The organism is Exobacillus caeni, assembly GCF_005747095.1.
GTDB lineage: Bacteria > Bacillota > Bacilli > Bacillales > Guptibacillaceae > Exobacillus > Exobacillus caeni.
Genome location: NZ_SWLG01000021.1, coordinates 24,232 through 45,508 on the forward strand (window position 1 = coordinate 24,232; position 21,277 = coordinate 45,508).

General features: G+C 39.2%; 21 protein-coding genes. 13 read left to right on the forward strand and 8 right to left on the reverse strand.

The window, feature by feature from the left end:
- Positions 1-50: 50 nt before the first annotated feature.
- The 5 genes from FCL54_RS20345 (at position 51) to FCL54_RS20365 (ending at position 6,156) form a co-directional block, all read left to right on the forward strand.
- Positions 51-1,247 carry an LL-diaminopimelate aminotransferase gene (locus tag FCL54_RS20345; RefSeq protein ID WP_138128901.1) on the forward strand — a complete coding sequence of 399 codons (1,197 nt, stop codon included), beginning with the start codon at positions 51-53 and terminating at the stop codon, positions 1,245-1,247.
- Between the two features lie 140 nt (positions 1,248-1,387).
- A complete protein-coding gene (locus FCL54_RS20350) occupies positions 1,388-2,950 on the forward strand; it encodes a fatty acid--CoA ligase (protein ID WP_138128903.1) in 1,563 nt (520 codons plus the stop codon).
- 104 nt (positions 2,951-3,054) lie between these two features.
- Positions 3,055-3,831, forward strand: coding sequence for a class I SAM-dependent methyltransferase (locus tag FCL54_RS20355; protein ID WP_138128905.1), 777 nt, complete (start codon positions 3,055-3,057; stop codon positions 3,829-3,831).
- Between the two features lie 31 nt (positions 3,832-3,862).
- On the forward strand, positions 3,863-4,363 hold the full coding sequence (gene mug / locus FCL54_RS20360) for a G/U mismatch-specific DNA glycosylase (protein WP_138128907.1): 501 nt from the start codon (positions 3,863-3,865) through the stop codon (positions 4,361-4,363).
- A 275-nt stretch (positions 4,364-4,638) separates the two neighbouring features.
- On the forward strand, positions 4,639-6,156 hold the full coding sequence (locus FCL54_RS20365; protein ID WP_281281401.1) for a bifunctional metallophosphatase/5'-nucleotidase: 1,518 nt from the start codon (positions 4,639-4,641) through the stop codon (positions 6,154-6,156).
- A 122-nt stretch (positions 6,157-6,278) separates the two neighbouring features.
- Here the strand turns inward: FCL54_RS20365 and FCL54_RS24160 are convergent, their stop codons facing one another.
- Positions 6,279-6,434, reverse strand: a complete 156-nt coding sequence (locus FCL54_RS24160) for a hypothetical protein (RefSeq protein ID WP_171016941.1) — start codon at positions 6,432-6,434, stop codon at positions 6,279-6,281.
- A gap of 651 nt (positions 6,435-7,085) precedes the next feature.
- On the opposite strand from FCL54_RS24160, the gene FCL54_RS20370 reads away from it, so the two are divergent.
- Entirely contained in the window at positions 7,086-7,766 is a 681-nt protein-coding gene (locus FCL54_RS20370; protein ID WP_138128911.1) for a hypothetical protein, read from the forward strand.
- A 209-nt stretch (positions 7,767-7,975) separates the two neighbouring features.
- Here the strand turns inward: FCL54_RS20370 and FCL54_RS20375 are convergent, their stop codons facing one another.
- Both FCL54_RS20375 and FCL54_RS20380 read right to left on the reverse strand, forming a co-directional pair.
- A complete protein-coding gene (locus FCL54_RS20375) occupies positions 7,976-8,806 on the reverse strand; it encodes a DUF2268 domain-containing putative Zn-dependent protease (protein ID WP_138128913.1) in 831 nt (276 codons plus the stop codon).
- 59 nt (positions 8,807-8,865) lie between these two features.
- Entirely contained in the window at positions 8,866-9,102 is a 237-nt protein-coding gene (locus tag FCL54_RS20380; RefSeq protein ID WP_138128915.1) for a hypothetical protein, read from the reverse strand.
- Between the two features lie 247 nt (positions 9,103-9,349).
- On the opposite strand from FCL54_RS20380, the gene FCL54_RS20385 reads away from it, so the two are divergent.
- A complete protein-coding gene (locus FCL54_RS20385) occupies positions 9,350-10,213 on the forward strand; it encodes a hypothetical protein (protein WP_138128917.1) in 864 nt (287 codons plus the stop codon).
- Positions 10,214-10,254: 41 nt separating this feature from the next.
- On the opposite strand, the gene FCL54_RS20390 is transcribed toward FCL54_RS20385, so the two are convergent.
- Positions 10,255-10,548 (reverse strand): hypothetical protein, encoded by a 294-nt coding sequence (locus FCL54_RS20390; RefSeq protein ID WP_138128919.1) that lies wholly within the window; start codon positions 10,546-10,548, stop codon positions 10,255-10,257.
- Between the two features lie 142 nt (positions 10,549-10,690).
- Between FCL54_RS20390 and mutM the strand changes: the two genes are divergently transcribed.
- Positions 10,691-11,503: a bifunctional DNA-formamidopyrimidine glycosylase/DNA-(apurinic or apyrimidinic site) lyase gene (mutM, locus tag FCL54_RS20395; RefSeq protein ID WP_138128921.1), complete on the forward strand. Its 813-nt coding sequence runs from the start codon at positions 10,691-10,693 to the stop codon at positions 11,501-11,503.
- 229 nt (positions 11,504-11,732) lie between these two features.
- On the opposite strand, the gene FCL54_RS20400 is transcribed toward mutM, so the two are convergent.
- Together FCL54_RS20400 and FCL54_RS20405 are read right to left on the reverse strand one after the other, a co-directional pair.
- On the reverse strand, positions 11,733-13,625 hold the full coding sequence (locus FCL54_RS20400) for a vWA domain-containing protein (protein WP_171016945.1): 1,893 nt from the start codon (positions 13,623-13,625) through the stop codon (positions 11,733-11,735).
- 33 nt (positions 13,626-13,658) lie between these two features.
- On the reverse strand, positions 13,659-14,507 hold the full coding sequence (locus FCL54_RS20405; protein ID WP_246055381.1) for an ATP-binding protein: 849 nt from the start codon (positions 14,505-14,507) through the stop codon (positions 13,659-13,661).
- A 308-nt stretch (positions 14,508-14,815) separates the two neighbouring features.
- On the opposite strand from FCL54_RS20405, the gene FCL54_RS20410 reads away from it, so the two are divergent.
- Together FCL54_RS20410 and bshB2 are read left to right on the forward strand one after the other, a co-directional pair.
- On the forward strand, positions 14,816-15,160 hold the full coding sequence (locus FCL54_RS20410; RefSeq protein ID WP_138128927.1) for a YojF family protein: 345 nt from the start codon (positions 14,816-14,818) through the stop codon (positions 15,158-15,160).
- 16 nt (positions 15,161-15,176) lie between these two features.
- Complete coding sequence (bshB2, locus tag FCL54_RS20415; protein ID WP_138128929.1) at positions 15,177-15,857, forward strand: bacillithiol biosynthesis deacetylase BshB2; 681 nt, start codon at positions 15,177-15,179, stop codon at positions 15,855-15,857.
- Positions 15,858-15,916: 59 nt separating this feature from the next.
- Here the strand turns inward: bshB2 and FCL54_RS20420 are convergent, their stop codons facing one another.
- Positions 15,917-16,294 carry a YidH family protein gene (locus FCL54_RS20420; protein WP_138128931.1) on the reverse strand — a complete coding sequence of 126 codons (378 nt, stop codon included), beginning with the start codon at positions 16,292-16,294 and terminating at the stop codon, positions 15,917-15,919.
- Between the two features lie 148 nt (positions 16,295-16,442).
- Here FCL54_RS20420 and FCL54_RS20425 point away from each other — a divergent pair, with 148 nt between their 5' ends.
- The 3 genes from FCL54_RS20425 (at position 16,443) to FCL54_RS20435 (ending at position 19,693) form a co-directional block, all read left to right on the forward strand.
- Entirely contained in the window at positions 16,443-16,823 is a 381-nt protein-coding gene (locus FCL54_RS20425) for an OsmC family protein (protein ID WP_246055376.1), read from the forward strand.
- A gap of 139 nt (positions 16,824-16,962) precedes the next feature.
- On the forward strand, positions 16,963-17,805 hold the full coding sequence (locus FCL54_RS20430; RefSeq protein WP_138128935.1) for a deoxyribonuclease IV: 843 nt from the start codon (positions 16,963-16,965) through the stop codon (positions 17,803-17,805).
- Positions 17,806-17,917: 112 nt separating this feature from the next.
- Positions 17,918-19,693, forward strand: a complete 1,776-nt coding sequence (locus tag FCL54_RS20435; RefSeq protein WP_138128937.1) for an AAA family ATPase — start codon at positions 17,918-17,920, stop codon at positions 19,691-19,693.
- Between the two features lie 179 nt (positions 19,694-19,872).
- On the opposite strand, the gene FCL54_RS20440 is transcribed toward FCL54_RS20435, so the two are convergent.
- On the reverse strand, positions 19,873-21,243 hold the full coding sequence (locus FCL54_RS20440) for an MATE family efflux transporter (protein WP_138128939.1): 1,371 nt from the start codon (positions 21,241-21,243) through the stop codon (positions 19,873-19,875).
- Positions 21,244-21,277: the final 34 nt, after the last annotated feature.

The window sequence follows — 21,277 nt, forward strand, 5'->3', positions numbered from 1 at the left end:
CGCTTCAATATGTTAAACTGTGACATATTGGTTAAAATGAGGGGAATATTATGAAAATTACACCATCACAACGAACCGAACAGTTTAAAAAAGGTGTTTTTAGTGAACTTGCTTCACTAAAACAGAAAAAAATGAATGAAGGCTTTGACGTTATTGATCTAAGCATCGGAAGCCCTGATCTCAGTCCTCCATCTTTTGTAATGGAAGCGATTGCTAAAGAAGCAATGGACTCTACACAATATGGGTACACGTTAACTGGTACACAAGAATTTCACGAGGCTGTCGCTTATTATTATAAAGAGAAATTTATGGTCGACTTATCCGAAGACGAGATCTTACAGGTGACCGGCTCACAGGATGGACTTACCCATTTACCTATGCTGTTAGCAAGCAATGGAGACTATATTCTGGCTCCAGATCCTGGTTACACCGCATATCAGGCAGGTGCGGCAATGGCTGAAGCAGAGTTGTACCCGATGCCACTTAAAGAGGAAAATAATTTCTTGCCAGATTTTACTGAGATTCCCGAGGAGGTTGCAGAAAGAGCAAAATTAATGATTTTAAACTTTCCTGGAAACCCTGTTCCTGCAATTGCGTCAGAGCGATTCTATAAGGAAGCGATCGATTTTGCAAAAAGATTTAATATTATAGTTATCTCGGATTTCGCATACTCGGAGCTCATTTACGATGGGATACGTCCAGTGAGCTTTATGGAGATAGAAGGAGCGAAGGAGGTTGGGGTAGAATTCAATTCTCTATCCAAAAGTTTTAATATGGCTGGATGCAGAATAGGTTATGTCGTTGGGAACCAGACTGTTATTAATCTTCTAAGAATCCTTAAATCAAATCTCGATTACGGAATTTTTTCTCCGATACAGAAAGCCGCTGTTACCGCTTTAAGGAACGGGAAAGATTTTACAGAACAATTGCGTGAAATTTATGTAAGCAGAAGAGATAAATTGATCGGAGGTTTACGAGGTATCGGCTGGAATGTTGAATCTCCTAAAGCAACCATGTTTATTTGGGCGAAGGTACCTGATGGTTGGAAATCGACTGAATTTGCCTATGTGTTAATCGAGCAGGCTGGAGTAGTTGTCACACCAGGAAGTGCTTTTGGCAAGTACGGTGAAGGTTATGTTCGAATAGCGCTCGTACAGCCTGAAAACAGATTGCTTGCTGCAGTTGAAAAGATAAGTAAAAGCGGAATTTTAAGAAACATAACTGATATTAACGGGCAGCCCATCTAGGGTTGCTTTTTATTTTTCAGTAAATTAACTGAAATATCAGAAGGTTTAGTTAATAATATTGTCGAATATGTATAGTGGCCCATCTCTAGGTACAAGGATTACTTTTTGTGAGCATTTTTTAATAAAAAGGAGGAGACAGAATGTATACGACGATCGGTACGTTGTTCGAGCAAACTGTACGAAAGTATCCCAGAAAAGAAGCACTGGTAGATGCCTCCCGGAAAAGGCGATGGACTTATAAACAATGGGAAGAAGACGCAAACCGACTGGCTAACGCGCTAACTGCAGCTGGGATTGAAAAAGGAGACATCGTTTCCACTTTTCTTTATAACTCTTCTGAACTTGCCATGACATTTATTGCGTGCGCTAAATTAGGCGCAGTGTTTAACCCGATTAATTTTAGGCTTAAATCCAATGAACTAACCTATATTTTGAATGATGCAAAACCAAAAGTATTTATTTTTGAGAAAGCTGTGGAGGAGCAGATTACTTCATTGCCTGAAAAGTATCCATCCACTTCCTTTTGGTCTACTGATAACGACTCCCTCCCTTTTGGCCACTTTTATTATGATTTAATTAACAATGCATCAACTTTACCACCACGTGTTCAAGTAAATGAAAATGATCTTTATGCGATTATGTATACAAGCGGTACAACGGGACGTCCAAAAGGAGTAATGCATAAGCACAGGGACATGGTAGAACAAAGCTTAATCTGTATAAATGCAATGAAGTTGACTCCTAACGACAGAGGCTTATCTGCAGCACCAATGTTCCATTGTGCAGAATTGCATTGCTGTTTTTTGCCGAGGATTCATATTGGCGCCTCAAACGTTATCCTTCACCATTTTGATCCGCAACTTATCTTGGAAACCATTCAAAACGAAAAAGTTACTGTGTTATTTGGCGCTCCAACGATGTGGAATATGATTCTGCAAGAAGATGTATCTTCCTATAAAATTGATCACCTTCGAAAAGGACTGTACGGTGCGGCTCCTATGGCACCTGCTCTAGTACGTGCAAGCAGAGAAAAATTAGGTATAGACTTAATTCAGGCTTATGGAATGACAGAAATGGGTCCGGCTGTCGCCTTTTTATATGAAGATGAACAGCTCACAAAGGCAGGTTCTTCAGGAAAAGCTTGCCTTAATCACGAGATAAAAATAGTCGCTCCGGGTGGTAACGGAAATCCTGATGAAGAACAGGTCCCCGGGCAGGTAGGAGAAATCATCGTGAAAGGGACATGCTTGATGTCCGGGTATTACAACCGTGAAACAGAAACGAAACAGGCGATAAAAGGTGACTGGTATTATTCTGGAGATCTCGGTTATATGGATGAAGAAGGATATCTTTACGTGGCAGATCGAGTCGATGACATGATCATAAGCGGGGGCGAAAACATCTATCCAAGGGAAGTGGAAGACCTCTTATATGAACATGAAGGCGTTTTAGATGTAGCGGTACTCGGCCAGCCTGATGAAAAATGGGGGGAACAGGTCGTTGCAGTTGTTGTTCCGAAAAATGATTCTATCACAAAAACGGAACTGGATTATTTTTGTAAAGACAGTCCGAGCCTCGCTGATTATAAACGGCCAAGGAAATATATTTTTGTGAATGAACTTCCAAGGAACGCCAGTGGTAAAATACAAAAGTTTAAAATAAGGGAAGATTTTTCAGATTCAAAAAGTGCAAATATATCTTGATATATAGTTTGAAAGCTTCCATCATGGAAGCTTTTTCTCTTTTCATGATTCTTTTCTGCATGTTATAAAAGTAGTAAGATAAAACAAAAAGAAAAGAGCTAAATATGATTATTACAACTGCAGGTCGAACTAAATCCCCATTAGTAAAGAAAGCGAACAGGCTTTCTGAATCATATAACTTTCCATATATAGAGAGAAACAAACTTTCATTGGCACAGTTGAAAGAGAAATATCATGATGATGTGTTAGTTGTAGGAAAGGAAAAAATCTTTCTGTTGTTGGAAAATGAAGAAGAGCCTGTCTTTTTTCATCCGAATTCTGCCATGTTTAGAGCGAAACGCTTTTTGAAAGGGGAGAAGGACCCTCTTGTTTCAATAGCTGGGCTTACAGAAGGTATGTCGTTCCTCGACTGTACACTGGGTCTGGCATCTGACTGTATTATCGCGAGTATGGCAGTTGGATTGTCCGGAAAAGTTACCGGAGTAGAAGGAAATAAGCTCTTATACCTGCTCGTAAAAGAAGGGCTTCAAACCTGGAACAGTGGAATAGATGAGATAGATTTGAGTATGCGCCAAGTTAAAGTTGATCTTAAAGATCATTATTCTTTTTTAATGGCATCCGATAATAATTCGTATGACGTTGTCTATTTTGATCCTATGTTTGAAACACCCGTCAAAGGTTCTAACGGGCTTTCCGGTATTAAGAAGGTCGCGATGCACTCCAGTTTAACTGCGGAAACAATCCAGGAAGCAAAACGCGTCGCCAGAAAACGAATCATCTTAAAAGACCACTGGAAAAGTGAAAGATTTGATTATTTTGGCTTTAACCAGATTAAACGAAAAACAGCTACGTTCCATTATGGAGTGATTGAGATAAGCTGAACCATATTCAATACTAAGCAGGTGATAACCTATGGAACCGATAGAAGACCATTTAAAGGAAAATCTGAAAATAATGTTTGTTGGTTTTAATCCCAGTCTTAAATCCGGACAAACTGGGACTCATTATGCGAATCCAAACAATCGTTTCTGGACGATCCTTCATCGAGCGGGATTGACGGAACGCAAGTATGAGTCAAAGGAAGACAAGGAACTATTAAAGCTGGGATATGGTCTTACTAATATCGTTGAGCGGCCAACAAAAGAAGCTGCCGATATCACAAAAGAGGAATACCAGAAAGGCAGAGAAAATTTGCTGAAAAAAATAAAGAAGTTACAGCCAAAAGTAGTTTGCTTTGTCGGAAAAGGAGTTTATCAGCAATACAGTGGCAAAAAAAAAGTAGAATGGGGTATCCAGCCAGATTCAAGAGTTCCAGGGGTAATCGAATTTGTTGCTCCATCTTCCAGTGGACTAGTTAGAATAAAGCTTGAAAAAATCGTCAGTATTTACCGGCAATTAACTGAGTTTATCTGATATGTCTTGCTTTAAAACATCTTTCCCTCGGATTTTAACGACAAATTTTTACATATTTTAAAATCAATCCCTTTTCATAGGATGATAGACCCGGGTATTCCTCTTTATCTTTTTTCTTTTTTTTAGAAAAGGTTTGATAGTTTCTCTTTTCAATCTAAAATTAATAGTGAATCTTTGATATTGGAGGGAAAACTATGAAACTACGTAAAGTTTAACCAGCAATAGCTTTATCATTTTCACTTATTGCCAGTCCTGCACTTGCAAAAGGACCTAAAGTGGAAAATGATAACTTTAAGCATCGTTACATACCAGTCCAGTTGCTTGGAATCAATGATTTCCATGGCCAAATCAATACAACCCGGACAATAGGCGGGCAAAAAGCGGGAGGGGCTGAGTATCTAGCAGCATATCTGAAGCAAAGAGAAGCTGAGAATAAAAACACACTTCTCGTAAATGCTGGCGATTCAGTGGGGGCAAGCGCTCCAGCTTCAGCATTATTACAGGATGAACCGACAATTGAGATTTTTAATGAACTTGGCTTTGATGTGGGAACGGTTGGAAACCATGAATTTGATGAAGGGGTAGATGAGATGCTTCGTCTCATTTATGGAGGAGCTCATGATACTACAGGAAACTTTGAAGGTGCCGATTTCCCTTACACAGCAGCGAACGTTATAAGCAAGGAAACTGGCAAACCGATCTTACCGCCTTACGTAATCAAAAAAGTCAATGGTATGCCGATCGGTTTTATCGGCGTTGTGACTACTGAAACCCCAAGCATAGTTATTCCCAGCGGTGTGAAAGATGTAGAATTCATTGACGAAGCCGAAGCGGTTAACAAAGCTGCGGAAGAATTAAAAGCGAGAGGCATAGAAGCGATTGTAGTGCTTTCTCACGTACCAGGAGAGTCTGGAATTGATGGTTCACATGCAAGCGGTGAAGTAATTGACATGGCTAACAAAGTAGATGATGAAGTTGATGTGATCTTCGGCGGACATAACCATGGCTTTATAAACACGGTCGTTGATAACAAGCTGATCGTTCAATCTTATTCTTACGGCACCGCATTTTCCGATGTAGATCTCATGATAGATCCTAAAACAAAAGATATAGTTGAGAAAGAAGCGGAAATCGTCACTACTTTTCACGATGGTATCGAACCAGACGCGAGAGTGCTGGAAATGGTTATGAATTACGAAGAAGAAGTTGGACCATTAATAGAAGAAACCGTAGGAGTAGCTTCTGAACCTATTACTAGAGATGAATTAGAAGAAAACGGCGGGGAGACTCCTCTTGGCAACTTGATCGCTGATGCACAGAGAGATGCTATGGGTACTGATTTTGCCTTCATGAATCCTGGCGGTATCCGGGCTAATATTGATGAAGGAACAATTACATGGGGCGAGCTTTACACTGTTCAGCCATTCAACAATACACTTGTTTCCATGAACTTGACCGGTGATCAAATTAAACAATTGCTAGAACAGCAGTGGAGAGACGGCAGTGAAAAAATCCTGCAAATCTCCGGACTAACCTATACCTGGGATCCGTCGGCTGATATAGGGGATAAAGTTGTAAGCATCAAGAAAGGAGAAAATGAGATCGAGCCGAACGAAGTGTATTCTGTGACAGTAAACAGCTTCTTATCGAGTGGAGGAGACGGATTTACGGTACTCACAGAAGGAACAGAGCAAACAACTGGTCCTGTTGATTTGGATGCATTGGTTGATTATATTGAACAAATGGAACAACCTATCTCTGGACCGACTGATGACAGAATTAAAATGAAATAAAAGTTTGTATAAAGAGGTGGGGTCCACATACTTCACCTCTTTATATTCGGCTCTTTTCGAGTACTTTGTTGTTTAATAAGATTTACATTAGAGAGGAACTGCGACGCAATTGCAACATTGATTTACGCTCCGGGCAGTTCGCTTTCCGCGGGCAACGCTTCAGCTTCCTCGTCAGCAAAAACCGCTTCCTGCGGGATCTTCAGCTGTTGCTTTTCCCGCAGGAGTCGACTGCCCTTTGCTCCAATCGATTGATGTTTTTCAAAGATGTTGAACGTCAAAGTATAACTCAGCGGAGGAAATACACGTAGACTCCTCGAAAATAAACTTCACATTTTCTTCGTGCGAAGTCTTGCTGCCGTAAGCCTTCCTTGTCCTGCGGGACAGCGAAGACGTTGAGACCCCGCAGTGTAGAAAGGTGGAGGCGAACGCCCAGGGACGTATGGATTGGACTGAGTCGTATGGAGATAAAGAAAACACGACGAACAAAAGAGAGTCGATGTTGCCTTATCGCAAGGAGGTGAGGGAAATCCACTAGTCTCTGTGAGCCGTAACCAGACAGGCGTTTTGTGCGAGTGAGGAGGCTCAGCGCGAGCCCGCGGAAAGCGTAGTTTATTTCCGCAGCAGTCATCCATCCGTTATGTCGCAGTTTATCGCTTTTGTGCAACAAAACAATCTTTTAAAAATGAGACTGATATTAAGAAGTAAAGTTTGAAGTTTTTCAATTCTATGCAGCATCCGCCGACAAGGATCGCAAAACCATTTTGCACATACTGGACAAATTGAAAAAAATGGAGTATAATACTTCCTAAAATTACCAGACCAATCTAGCAATTACCCCCAACATTCTATATAGCAAAACGATAACTTATAGTATGGATTTTCAGGGTTTTTTATTAACATTTTATGGAAAATGTTTTAGGGGGATACAAATGAGAAAAGTGCAGCCGAGTGCCATTTCTACGGTCTATAAATACGGACAAACCAAATTGCCGAAGGCAGCAAAGACAGAATGTCCTAATTGTGGAGAAATCATTAATTTCCAGTTGAAGTTTGATTATCAGATGAATCAAACCGTGTTTTCTACGACATCACGTTGTTCAAATTGCAAAGAGAGCGCTTTGTTTGTTTTTATCAACGAATCTGGCAACGATGAAGCTGAAGAAATTGAATTATATGTTTATAATCCATCATTATCAAGAGAGCCATTAAAAAGAATGCATGGAACTGCAAAGTTTCCCGGGGACCTCGAACGAGTGTATCGATCAGCCGTTAATGTCCATAATGTGAAGGATTGGACAGCTACTGCAGCTATGTCAAGAAGGGTCCTGGAGAGTATTTCTCGCAATTTTCTAGCTGATAAGGAACGAGGGCAGGATCTTGCAAAACAATTAGAAGCATTACCAAAACATGTAGACTTACAGGGACCGATTATAGCACTTGGCCAGGTTCTTGGCAAAGAAAGTAATTTGCGGGCCCTATTGGATTTAGAAATGGAAACAGATGAAGAAGCAGCAAACCTGATGATCGATCTATTGGATTCTTTAATCGAATATTTGTTTATTTTACCGCAAAAGTTAGAGCAAATTCAGAAGAGTATTGAAAGCAAATAATCTGAAATAAGCTGGGACAAAAGTATTTAGCCGAACGAAAAATCCGAACTATGATACAAAATTCTTCAATCAGAATTTGAATCAGTTGGGATTTTTCTTTTAGACTATTTTCGCCAGAATATAGACAAGCGCAACTTCGCCTCTGTCTTCACCTATTGGCTAGTCAATAGATGAGTTTGCTCTAAATATTTTTGATGTGGATCCGGATGTTAAGGATTACTAAAATCTGAGCCTGCTATAAGATCATCTGAGGAAATACTGAGCAGCTGCTTTACAGATAAACCGGGTTGGTTTTCACAAAATGAATCAACGATATAGTAGCCTACATTATATCCTCCCCATTTAGGAATATTTTTTGAATTGCCCATAAGGTAAATGGTATGGTTTTGAAATCCCTGGAGATTATGTTTGGCAAGGAGAATATCCTTCCACAACTTCTTTGCTTTTTCTTTTGAATGAATACTGGTCCAAGTAGCAAGCATTTTTTTTCCGAATCTTTGTTCGACAGCATGTTCCGCAAGGCCTTCCATTATGATAGAGTCTTTAAGAGGAATTGTTTCATATTTTTTATCCTGTATCCGGCATGCATGGTTGTATTCGTGGGTAAGCAATGCCTGAAGTTCCTTTTCGGAAACACTGCTATGAACAAAAAGGACGATCGTATTGTCGAAGAAATTCATTCCGTTTTTCCCTTTAAGAATCTTCATCAATTCTCTGTTGGATTGGTCGATAGGAAAGATATAAATGTCAGTTTCAGGTCCATCCCATTTCTTTTTTAAATATTCATATTCTTTTTCGATCCGCTCCCAGACCTGCTGTTTTTTCAGGAGCCTTATTTCCCTCTCTGCTGCTTCTATGTGTTCGGGATTAAATAATCCCAGTTTCATCAGCTGGTAGTGGAATAGAGTTATATTTTTGCCCTTCGTTTTAAGCTGGCCGCAAAGCGTTTCTTTTTGTAACATTATTGGATGTATAGTTGGATAAGACCGTGCTTTTTTAATAAAATCCGCTAGCCATAGATCAGTTCTAATGACAGGCATCGCAATCACCCTCCCATTTATATGTATGAGAAAGCTGGCGATTCAGCTTTCTCTTCTTCTTACCAGAAGAAAAACGGAAGAATTGCAAGCCCTGCAATAGCTGCCAGTGCCAGAGGAAATCCCCAGCCCCAGCCATAGAATCCATACCCTGGGCCTCCTGGTCCGTCCCCTACAGGCCGTACCCATACAAATTCCCTATCCACCCTGGTAATTTCACCGATATGCTCTACGCCATCATGGCACCATATACGCACAACCTGGCCCTGATACTGGCAGCACTGTTGGTAAATGGACATACTCTCACTCCTTTATACCATATATCCCTTATTAAATGGGTCTTCATTGACAGTATACGATTCTAAATCATTTTAGCTTGTATACCTGTCTAGTTTTTAGAAGATTAAACAAAACGATGAACAAGAAGTACACTGTTTTTGGGAAACGTACAAACAACTTTTTTTCTTTTTTTTTGTTTTATCATTTTTTTTAGAAGAATGTTCAAAATACTTTATAAGCGCAATTTAATGAGATGGAGTTGGAAAAATGATAAAAAAATTAATCATTAGTATTGTTTTGGTCGGAGTGGTTTCTTCTTTCAACATAGAAAACGTCTTTGCTGAAAAACGAAACAGTACGTCTTTTGTCGACTATAATGTCCGTATGCTTCCCTGGGATAAGGTGAATGAAATAATACCGAGGTATACTAAGTTTCATGTTGTTGATACAGAAACAGGTTTAACTTTCTCTGTACAACGGCGAGCGGGAAGCAAGCATGCAGATGTTCAGCCTCTAACACAAAAAGATACAAAAATAATGAAGGAAATTTACAACGGACAGTGGAGCTGGAAACGACGGTCGATACTGGTACAAATCAACGGTAAATTGATTGCAGCATCGATGCATGGGATGCCGCACGGGGCAGGTGCTTTAAAAAACGGTTTTCCCGGTCACTTTTGTATACATTTTTTGGGAAGCACGACACACAGAACAAGTAGAGCAGACCAGTCCCATCACATCATGATTTTAAAGGCTGCAGGACAGCTTGAAGAGTATCTATCAACTCTGAATCCCGATGAAATGATTAATGTTTTGCTTGTGGCGATCAATAATGCGGATTTAACTTTGCTCAACGATATAGTATTGTTTGAAAATAAAAGTATAAGGAAAAAATTTCAAAAAGAAATACATTTCGACTATACAATTAAACCCTATTCTATTGTTACTCCTACAAAGGAAACGTTATTAACAGCAGATACAGGACCTGAATTGGCGATTTTCAAAAAAGGCGAAAGGGAAAGGAAAGCGATGATAAATTTTTTGCTTATAAGAGAACAGGTAAGGGGCCAATGGAAGTTTCTCGCCAACCGGGAATTATATAGGCAGCTTTTCGAACCTGAAAAAGATTAAAAGTTCTTATTTAAGATATAGGGAGAACATGTCCATTCAAATTAAATAAATAGCTTAAGTAAACTTAATGTAATTGCTACAGCACTTATCCCAGTACCGACTACCCACTTAATCATTTTTAATTGGGCCGCATTAATATGGCTTTCCATCTCGCTATTTGTAATAAGGCCCTTCTTGTCTAATTCTTGCTGAACTAGTTTGGTCACTTCACTATCGTCGACCAATCTTTTTTCTTTCAAAGCTTCACTAACAATAACTCTGACAGCGTTTTCATCTGTTTTGGAATGTAATTCTTCTATCAAAACCCCCCAATTTTCTTCTTTTTTACTTTTCATCATCAAAACTCCTTTAAACTTGTTCTTCCATATGTATTGGTATTCGACAGCCTTTTTGAGTGTGTGGACAAATTTAAAAATACATGATGGTCCAGTTTAGAACAAATAGTAATAACGATAAAACGAAAAAGGAGAATCCCAAATGCCTGAACTTCCTGAAATGGAAAACTATCGGAGATTATTAAATGAAACGATTACCGGGAAAAGCATTACGAAAATAGAAATCAATAGGGAAAAGTCCATAAATATGGAGATCGGCCAATTTCAAAACCACCTTCTCGGTACAAAAATAAAAAGTGTGAGCAGAAGGGCAAAATATCTTATTTTTCACCTGGACTCGGGAATGTGCTTATTATTGCACTTAATGCTAGGAGGATGGATTTTCCTTGGAAATGATGATTCTAATCCTGATCGTACGAAGCAAGTTATTCTCTCATTTGGAAATCAAAAGCTCTACTTCATCGGGCTTCGTCTGGGATATTTACATTTACTGTCCCAAAAGCAGCTTGTAGAAGAATTAAACGATCTTGGACCTGAGCCATTGGAGCCGGAATTTTCCTTCCAGGTGTTTGATAAATTAATTGAAAAGCGGAGAGGAATGTTAAAAACCACATTGATAGATCAAAAATTCATATCAGGTATCGGAAATTGCTATTCCGATGAGATTTGCTTTGAAGCAAAAGTCTTGCCTACTAAGAAAGCCAACACCTTAAGTGACAAGAATAAAAAAGCGCTCTATGATGCGATACAGAATACTCTGAATAAAGCTGTTAAAGCAGGAGGCTACATGGAAGAACCATTTTATAATGGCGACGGGTTTACCGGAGGGTATGATTCGATTTGTAACGTCTATGATCGAGAGGGGATGCCATGCCCCCGTTGCGGTGCCAAAATAGCGAAGGCAGAAATTTCATCCAGGAAAACCTTTTATTGCAAAATATGCCAGAAAGAATAAAGATAAAGCGCGATTAGCAAATCAAAAGATGGGAAATGAAGTAACATATGGAAAAGATCGACAAAGATGAAATTTTGTTAAAACAACATCTTAAAAAACAGGGGATAGATAAAATCCAAGACGTTTTTATGCAGAATGGGATAAACATGCAGGCTTTTACATTAAAACATACCATAACGAAACAGCTCCAACATAAACAAAAGCGCTCCTACGATTTGGAGCGCTTTTGTTATACAAACCTTAAAAGAAGACGTTTAAGTAGTGGCGTAATATAAGCTGGAATATCTTCAACGGTCGGAATAACGAGACTGTTTCGTCCATAAATATTCTGCATCGTTTCGATTTCCTTTTCCTGAGGTTCTCCGCTTGCTAAAAACACTCCGATTACTTCTATCCCTTTTTTTCTCACTTTAAGTACAGCTTCATACGTATCCACGATTCCGTTTTCGCTGTAATCAAAAGCTGATGGCTCTCCATCCGTAAAAACAAGAAGAATCTTGTGTTTTTCTGGTTTTTCCAATAGTTTTCTAGCTGCTTTTCGAATTGCGTAGCCATCCCTGTTATCTTCTTCAGGTTCCAGTTGCATAATAGAAGGCCCACTATCTGGGAGAAGTGAAGAATCATGTGAAATCACTTCAAAGAAGTAATTTGGCTGCTGCTTTTCGTCAGCTTCAAAAGCATCTTCCCAGAATCCGGTGATCGTATGTTTAATCTGCAATGCTTTTAGCGTTTCATGGAATAAAACGATGCCTTCCTTTGTTTCATTCATTTTATTAAACATAGACGCCGAACAGTCTACCAATAAAGAGAAGGTGGCATTTAATTTCTTACTTGGTGCATTTTTCTTATAGAAAAGACGAGGATTTTCATCCGTAACAACTCTTAAAATTTTCTTGCCAAGCCTGCCATAGTGCAGATCGTTTCTTGGTGCAATTTGTTTTTGCTCAATCGTTTTTTGAATTGATTGCTGCAAGGGCTTTCGAATCGATTGAACAGCGGATTTAGCTATCCGATATGCTTGTAAATGCTCCTGTGTTGGCCTGGTCGGTTTCTGTTTACGATCGACCGCATTGCGATTAGCTTCACCAAACTCGTCCTGTTCAGCTGCTGAAACCTTTGAGTCATTCCCGGATTCGTTTGCTTCATTTCCTTCAAAATTAGTGCCGGTCGACTGCATCGATGCGCCCTGTACACTTATAAACGCCTGGTCTCCGGATTCTTCTTTTCGCTCGCCTTCACCTATAAGATCAGTTGCAGAACCTTCTTCAAGGTCATACTGCATAAAGTTGTCACCGTCGTGTTCTTGCTCTTCATGCCAGGTAGGAAGCTGCTCATCGTGTACTTCTTTATCCTCTTTTTCTGAAATTTCTTTTTTAGTGCCTACTGGCAACTCTTTTACAATTTCGTCTGCATTTACTTCTGGAGACCGAATATCGGAATCTTCTTGTATCGTAAAGTAAGAAGCCTTCATATCCTGCACGTTATCTTCAATTTCATTCAAAAATTTAACGGTTATCTTCTTAATATCAGAGGTGTGTTCCGCCTTTTGAAGTTCCTGTCCAAGAATACGAAGAAATGGCTTAAAAGATGATAATTCCCCTGACAGGAACACTGGTTTTTCCTTCATTTGAAGATAAATGGCACAGAAAAGGGCATCCAGCCTCTCTTCCTTCGATTGATGGGTAGAGAACCTTTCTCTGAAATGCTTTTGTAGAAATTTCTTTCTCTCTTGAAAAGCATGGTTCATTCCCGGCCGATGCTCCAAAGATATCCGTTCAATCCGCAAATCTTCCAGTATCGCAAAAACTTGCTTTCCAAAAAAGGGGTGCTTTGAATCGGTTATCGAATGTAGAAAGCTAGAAACAGCGGCATAGTCGGTAAAATGAACATTTCCGAAGGCTCTTAGGTAAACATCGCTTTTCATTCCGTCCTCTCGTTCTTTATCCAGGATATCGTTCCAGTAATGGCTGATCGTAATTTTATTGTCTTCTTTCTTATAATAGGAATGGAAGGCAAACTTCACATCAAGATCAGCGTTTTGGGAAAGTGTTCTGGCAAGATCAGTTAATTTCATATGCAAAAAAGGATCTTTTCGATTCTCAGCAAAATTTAAAAATTTCAACATGGCACCTCCTTACTTAAGAACCAGGGTCTTTTATCTTCCGAAAATAGTCTCCGCTATAGTTTCGACCGCAGCTTTCTCCCGATCATCTTCAAGCTTATCGATAATACCACGTTTAATAGCCCGCTGCGGTCCGATATAAACAGATAAATCACATGCATCAAGCAGTGAACGGGTAGAAGCTCCCTCCTCCGAAATTTGGCCGTCTTTTACTTTTGAAATCAAATCAGCTGAAAGAGCAACAAATTGGTTTAATAAAGCCTCATCCTTCAATAAGGACTGTTCTTTAAGCATTTCCTTTAGCTCCTCTCCCTGAAGATAAGGAACTTCTATCACCACAAATCGATTCTTTAATGCTTCATTCAATGGGGTGGTCCCTACGTACCCTTCGTTAATAGCGGCGATTACGTTGAAGCCTTCTTTAGCTTTTACCGTTTCACCTGTAAATGGATTAAGAACCATTCGCCGATAATCTAGGACTCCATTTAAAATCGGAAGCGTTTCTGCTTTGGCAGTATTAATCTCATCGATATATAAGATATGGCCTTGTTTCATAGCTTTTTCAACTGGTCCGGAAATAAACGTGATGTGTGCTTTGCTGTTGTCATCATATGTTAAAGTCTTAGAGCCTAACAGTGCTTCGGCATCAAGATCAACAGAACAGTTTATCGAATGCATCGGTTGATTAAAAATAGAGGAGAGAAGCTCTGCCAATCTTGTTTTTCCAGCACCGGTCGGCCCCTTTAGTAAAACGTTTTTTCCAAGGGAAAGTGCGACGATTGCATCATTGATAATGTTCGGTTCTGAAGCTTTGTAACCTGCGTTTCCAATTAAATCGGAATATTCATTAAAGCGTTGCTCGTTTTGTTTTGCGATCGTCATTACTTGTTCTGCGATACGATCTGGAAGCTGCGATAATAACTGATCCATTATGTTTTCCTCCTTAGATAGAAATGTTTTATTTTTAAAATGGTAACATTTAAATTTGAGAATATAGAGTAACTTTCAAAGGCTGTTATATTAGTCCCAAATGCTTAATATACGTTATCCCACACAGCTTTGTCCAATCCTGGCATCTGGAGGTATACACCTTCTTCAAGGGGGGAAGGTTCATATTATTTGAATTTCAATTTTTATATCTAGTATGATTAAATTACTTTAAATAATGTTTTCATTGCAGGAGGAACGCTATGAAACAGATTAATTCAAGAGAAGTGCAAGAAGTATTAGAGGGCTTTACTGGTAAAGAGGTGTTTTTACATCTGGAAACAACAAATGGTGCATACGCTGCTCAGGACAAAGAGAAGCGAGCGGTAGGGGCTTACATACGGAATGCAAAAATCACTATTCTAAATGCCATGATTAAAGGTAATGGACCTTTTCGAATCGGTTTGAAAACGAATGATGGTTGGGTTTATGCGGAAGGCTTAACTGATTGGGAAGTAGACGTTAAAGACCGCCTTCTTATTGCGGGGCATGATGCAGAAGGAAAACTTGCAGTAGCTCTTCAAATTAGCATAACACCATTTAAGTAGGAGAGGAGTATCAGTCATGGAAAAACATGTATTAGTTGTGTTTCCCCATCCCGATGATGAAGCATTTAGTACCGCTGGATTAATGATTCAGCACACGAACCAGGGCATACCTGTTACTTATGCTTGCGCTACACTTGGCGAAATGGGAAGAAATATGGGGAATCCTTTTTTTGCCACCCGTGAAACATTGCCTGAGATAAGGAAGAAAGAACTGAGAGATGCTTGTGCAGTGATGGGAATAAGGGATCTAAGAATGCTCGGATTCCGCGATAAAACACTTGAATTTGAAAATCAAGAGCTTCTCATCAAAACAATTGGAGAAGTGATTGATGAAACAAATCCTTCCCTTGTTATAACACATTATCCGGGTTACGGTATCCATCCTGACCATGATGCATGCGGTGCTGCAACTGTTCAGGCAGTCCGGTTAATCCCAGAAGAGAAACGTCCGAAATTGTATTGCCTTCCAATAACAAGAGATAGGGAAGAGGTACTAGGTGAACCAGATGTACGGATTGATGTCTCCGATGTCATTGACCGAAAAATCGAAGCTTTAAAAGCCCACCGTTCCCAAACCGAAGGAATGGTTCGAAAAATTGAAAGCGAGGTCGGCAATCCAAATTCTGAAATCTTAAACTGGTTATCACAAGAAGTTTTCTGGATTTATAACTTTAACAGCGAAGATAATGAAGGTTAATCTATTGCAGACCAGGGAGAAAATTCCTGATCTGCTTTTTTCTGCTGGGGGATGTTTTTTCATATACTTAAAAAATAAGCAAAAAAGATAATCATTACAATCGTCATCAATGCAGAGAGAATGAAGACTGTAATTTTCGGTGATTTAAAAATAGCCTGGTTGATCTGATCCCGTTTTTGATAATAGTTTACCGTAGAAAACACGATCGTCACGATTCCAAGAATAACCGAGAAGAGACCGATCATTCTTGCAATAAAGTCTTCTATTCCACTGATGGCTTCACGCATTGTAAAGTGAAGGTTCGTTACCAGGAATCCTACTCCCATTATTGCAATAGCGGTACGTATCCAGGCAAGGTATGTCCTTTCATTTGCAAGATGCTGCTGAATATATGTCATTTCATTTTTATTTTCTTTTTCAGGAATGTTTCTTTTCATTAATCTCGCCCCCATCTATAAACAGTTTCCCATCTTTCTTTCTTTTTATAAACTAAAACAACTTGCCTTAATCGTTTCTTAACAAAAGTATGTGATAGTTTAAGAAGAAAATAAAGGAAGCAGGTGAAAATGTATAATGGAGTTTTTTATGAACAAGGATACAGGGTTCATCGGAGACCTTGAACATGGTTTTTTAAATATCTCCAGTGATTCCTCAAACGGATATAAACCTTTTGAACTTATCGTTTCCTCCATCGCAGGATGCAGCGGAAGTGTACTTAGAACTATTCTTGAGAAAAAAAGAATCGATTTTTCTGGGATCAAAATCAATGCAGAAGTTACAAGAGATAAGAAGCGAGCGAACCGTATTTCTGAAATTTCGCTTCATTACATAGTAGAAGGGAGCAATGCTGAGAAAGACATTGTTCAAAAGTCACTTGAACTCGCGATTAAAAATTGCGGGATGATACAGACAGTCATTGATAGCGTTCAGATAAAAGAAACTATTGAAGTAACTAAAAAAGATTAACGGGAAATCCATCCTGTTAATCTTTTTAATTTCCGGCTGGGTGCTGGGCAATTCTTTAGCGTTGAAATATGACCTGCTTTGGGTTAAACAGGTCGGGCAATGACAATACTAGTTTAAAATCAGACTACAGGAGGTTACGATGCTTTTCGGCAGCCATGTAAGCATACGAAACGGTTACCTAAGCGCAGCAAAGACGGCTCGCGAAAGGGGAGGAAAATCTTTTCAGTATTTTCCTAAGAATCCAAGGAGTATTTTGATAAAGAAGTTTGACCCTGTCGATGCTGAGAAGTGTGCTAAGTACTGCAAAGAACACAACCTTGTTTCGATCGCGCACACTCCTTATCCAACGCAGCTTTCACTAATTGAGAAAGAAAAACAAAGAAAAATGGCAGATTCCATCACCAATGATCTTGAAATTGCAGAAGCCTGCGGTTCTATTGGTGTTGTTGTTCATTTTGGAACCTATAAAAATGAAAACCATAATCCTCTAGAAGGGTATCAATTGATGATAGAGCTTTTAAATAACGTTTTATCAAATTGGAACGGGAAAGCACTGCTTCTGATTGAAAATAACGCTGGTAAGAGCGGCAAAATGGGAACGACGTTTGAAGAACTGGTAAAAGTGAGAAAGCTGGTCGATTTTTCAGAGAAGATAGGGTTTTGTTTCGATACGTGCCATGCATTTGCAAGCGGTCTCTGGAATGGGGAAAACTGGAGTGAGGTTGAAAAGAAGGGAAAAGAACTGGGTTACTTTGATCACTTAAAAGCGATTCATTTAAATGACTCTAAATATGCGAGCGGTTCCTTAAGGGATAGGCATGAAAATGTTGGAAAAGGGCATATCGGGGTGATGTATATGAAGAAATTTATAAACTCAAATCTTCTAAGGGGAATTCCGATGATTCTAGAAACGCCTTCTTCGACTACTTACACGCATAGGGAGGAAATAGCCTTCCTGAAAACAATCACAACTTATTCTTAAGAGATTAACTATGGATTAATCAGGTGAAATTAGTAAAATGATACCGATTATAAACTAGTGGTATGGTTTCTTTAATAAAGATGCTATAATCATCTTCAGTAGAGGTGATGAAATGAAAATACAAAAAAAGATGCTTATTTTCATTAGTCTTATTCTTGCTGTTCTAATTTCCACGACAGCGATATATTTAAACCTGCAAGATCAAACAACAGAACAATCAGTAGGAAAGTTCGAGTTGCTTCTGAACAGTGAAAAAGCGAGCCAGATTACAAACGTCCATGTTTCTGAAGCAAAGCGATCAATCCAATACACATATAATAACGAAAGCTATAAAGTGCAATATCCGGAAGGTAACTATCTTGTTGAAAAAGATATTCTTCAAAAGCTCGAAAAAGCCGATGGAGAAGTGAATTTTACAAATAAAGTTGAACAGGGCGTAATAGATAAAGTCCTGGAGAGCTTATTGCCGATCTCGATCCTTTTAGCTGTCGGTGTAATAGCAATGAAACAAATGTCTAAACCGAACACACTAGTATATGTTGAAAAAGAACAGACAACATTTAAGGATCTTGCTGGATATCCTTACGTAAAAGAAGAGATTCAAGAAGCAGTTCACTATTTAAATAATGCAACTGAATATGCACGTTTTACAACTAAGCCGTTAAAGGGACTGTTGATGGAAGGCCCTCCCGGAAACGGAAAAACATTATTTGCAAAAGCAATAGCTGGTGAAAGCAACACACCTTTCTTTCAAATTTCTGCATCGGACATTGAAGATAAGTATGTAGGAAGCGGAAGTAAAAAAATCGAAAATATTTTTAAAGAGGTTCGCAAAAAAGTAAAAGAATCAGGTAAAGCGATTTTGTTTATCGATGAATTGGATGCCATTGGGTCAAAACGTGAAAACAGAAGTGTCCAGGAAACAAATCAAACGATTAATAAACTTCTGACTGAACTTGATGGTTTTGAAAAAGAGACGAATATTCTTGTTATCGGAGCTACGAACCTTGCAAGCAACCTTGATACTGCGCTGACCCGTTCAGGAAGGTTTGATCGAATCATCAATGTGCCAAAACCAAACTTAAATGACCGGAAAGAAATCATTGAACTTTATCTTCGCAAAAAGGGAGAAGTAGTAGATCCTGAATTGTTTGAAGAAAATTATGCTTATACCCTTGCTCAACAAACAGAAGGCATGTGTAACGCTGACCTTGATAAGCTTATAAATGTAGAAGCAAGTATTCTAGCATATAAACAAGAGAAGAGCGTTATCGACAGAGAATGTTTAAGAGAAGCGTTTACGAAAATGGTAGCAGGATTAAAAACAGACCATAAAGTGCGCCAGGAAGACAGGGAGCTTATCGCTTACCATGAAGCTGGCCATGCTGTTGCTCAAATCCTTACAAATCCAGAAGGATATAAGAGTGTCGCATACATTACGATCACTCCCCATGGTCAATCACTTGGGCATGTTGTTCCAGTTTCAGAGGACAGAGTACTCCTTAAGAAGAGTGATCTTGAGAATGAATTGAAAGTATTGCTTGCAGGAAGAGCAGTAGAAGATATTATTCTTGAAGGTGACTATACAACAGGTGCTGCCCAGGATTTGCAGCAGGCCAATAAAAAGCTTTTGTCTTATGTAACCAAATATGGAATGAGCGAAGACGTTGAAAACCTGTTTATCGAACAGGTTGACGAAAACAATGCGATCGTCCAGCAGGAGCTTCGTTCTATAAGAGGCCGATTATATAACGATACAAAAACGATGATAAAAGAAAATTGGAACCTAATCGAATCGATCACAAACGAACTTCTTATAAAGGAAACTATCGATCAGCCTCGCTTGAAAGAGATTTGCGATCAATACAATAATATTGTAGCAGTTTAAAAAGCAGCCTTCGGGCTGCTTTTTTACATAGTAAAAGATGAGAACAATCTTAAAGGACATTGCATCCTTTATTTGTTTGTTTTAAAAAAATCCGTTTAATTATGGCAAATAGCGGCACCAATGTCCTTATTTAACTGAAAAGGCATAACAACCTTACCGGGTATCACGCCTTTCCCTTATTATTTAGCTTTCGCATCTTTATACTTTTCTTTTTGTCTTTTTTGTATGATAAGCAATCTGCTGAACAGGGTAACGGCACCCATTGCAAGTCCTGTTATCAGTCCGACCCAATAACCGAACGGTCCAAGGTGAGTATAGTTTGCCAGCATATATCCTATCGGCAAACCGACAACCCAGTAAGAAACCAATGCCATAATCAGTGTTACGTTTACATCTTTATAGCCTCTAAGCGCCCCCTGTATAGGAGCAGCAATCGCATCAGATAACTGAAAAAAGATAGCGTAAAGTAAAAAATGGGCTGCTAACTTTAAAACTTCCATATCTTTTGTATAAAGGCCTGCGATCGGTTCGTTGTAAAAATAAAGGCCGAGTCCACAGATTACCGAAAGAATAAGGGCAACTCCAATTCCGATATAACTATAATGAGCAGCATCATCCATACGCCTTGCGCCTGCCTCAAATCCAACTACAACCGTCAGAGCCATTGAAATGCTTAAAGGGAGCATATAAACGAGGGATGCGAAGTTGATTGCCGCCTGGTGGGCAGCGATCGTTACGGTGCTGAATTCACTCATAAACAGGGTTACCGCTGCAAAAATGCTTACTTCAAAAAAGATGGCAAACCCTATCGGAATGCCGATTTTTAATTGTTCCTTCCAAGCTGACAGAGATATGCGGTAAAAGGTTTTAAAGATTTTAAAAGTAGAAAATGGCCTTTTTCGAGCAACGACATACAAAGATATAAACATAATGAACCAATACGTAATTGCTGAAGCGTAACCCGCACCAGCTCCGCCAAGGCGGGGAAGTCCTAATTTACCGAAAATTAACAGGTAATTGAACCCTACATTAAGCGGTAAAGACATTAATGTCACGATCATAGTGACCCTTGTTTTTCCAAGTGCATCAATAAAACATCGAAGAACCGTATAAATGAACAAAGGAATAACGCCAAAGGATAATCCTACCAGGTAATTTTTTGCAATTAACTGCACTTCCTGTTTAAGATCCATCGCTTGAAGAATTGGATCGATCAAAAAGAATCCGGAAATGATAATAATAATGGACAAAAAAACAGACAAATAAATTCCCTGGATAACAGAGAATGGAACCTTTTCTTTCTCTCCGCCGCCATTCAGCTGGGCAACAATTGGAGTTATAGCAAGTAATATTCCATTTAAGCCTGTAAAGATAGGAACCCATAGGCTAGAGCCGATCGCAACTCCTGCCAGGTCAAAAGCGCCTGCTCGCCCAGACATGAGTGTATCAAAGAAACTCATCGCAAATAATCCAAGTTGAGTAATTAATATAGGATAAAGGATTGCAACAAAAAGCTGTAATTTTTTTCCGATCGAATTGGTTTGGTACATAGCATTCCACTCTTTTCTACATTGACGATAAGAT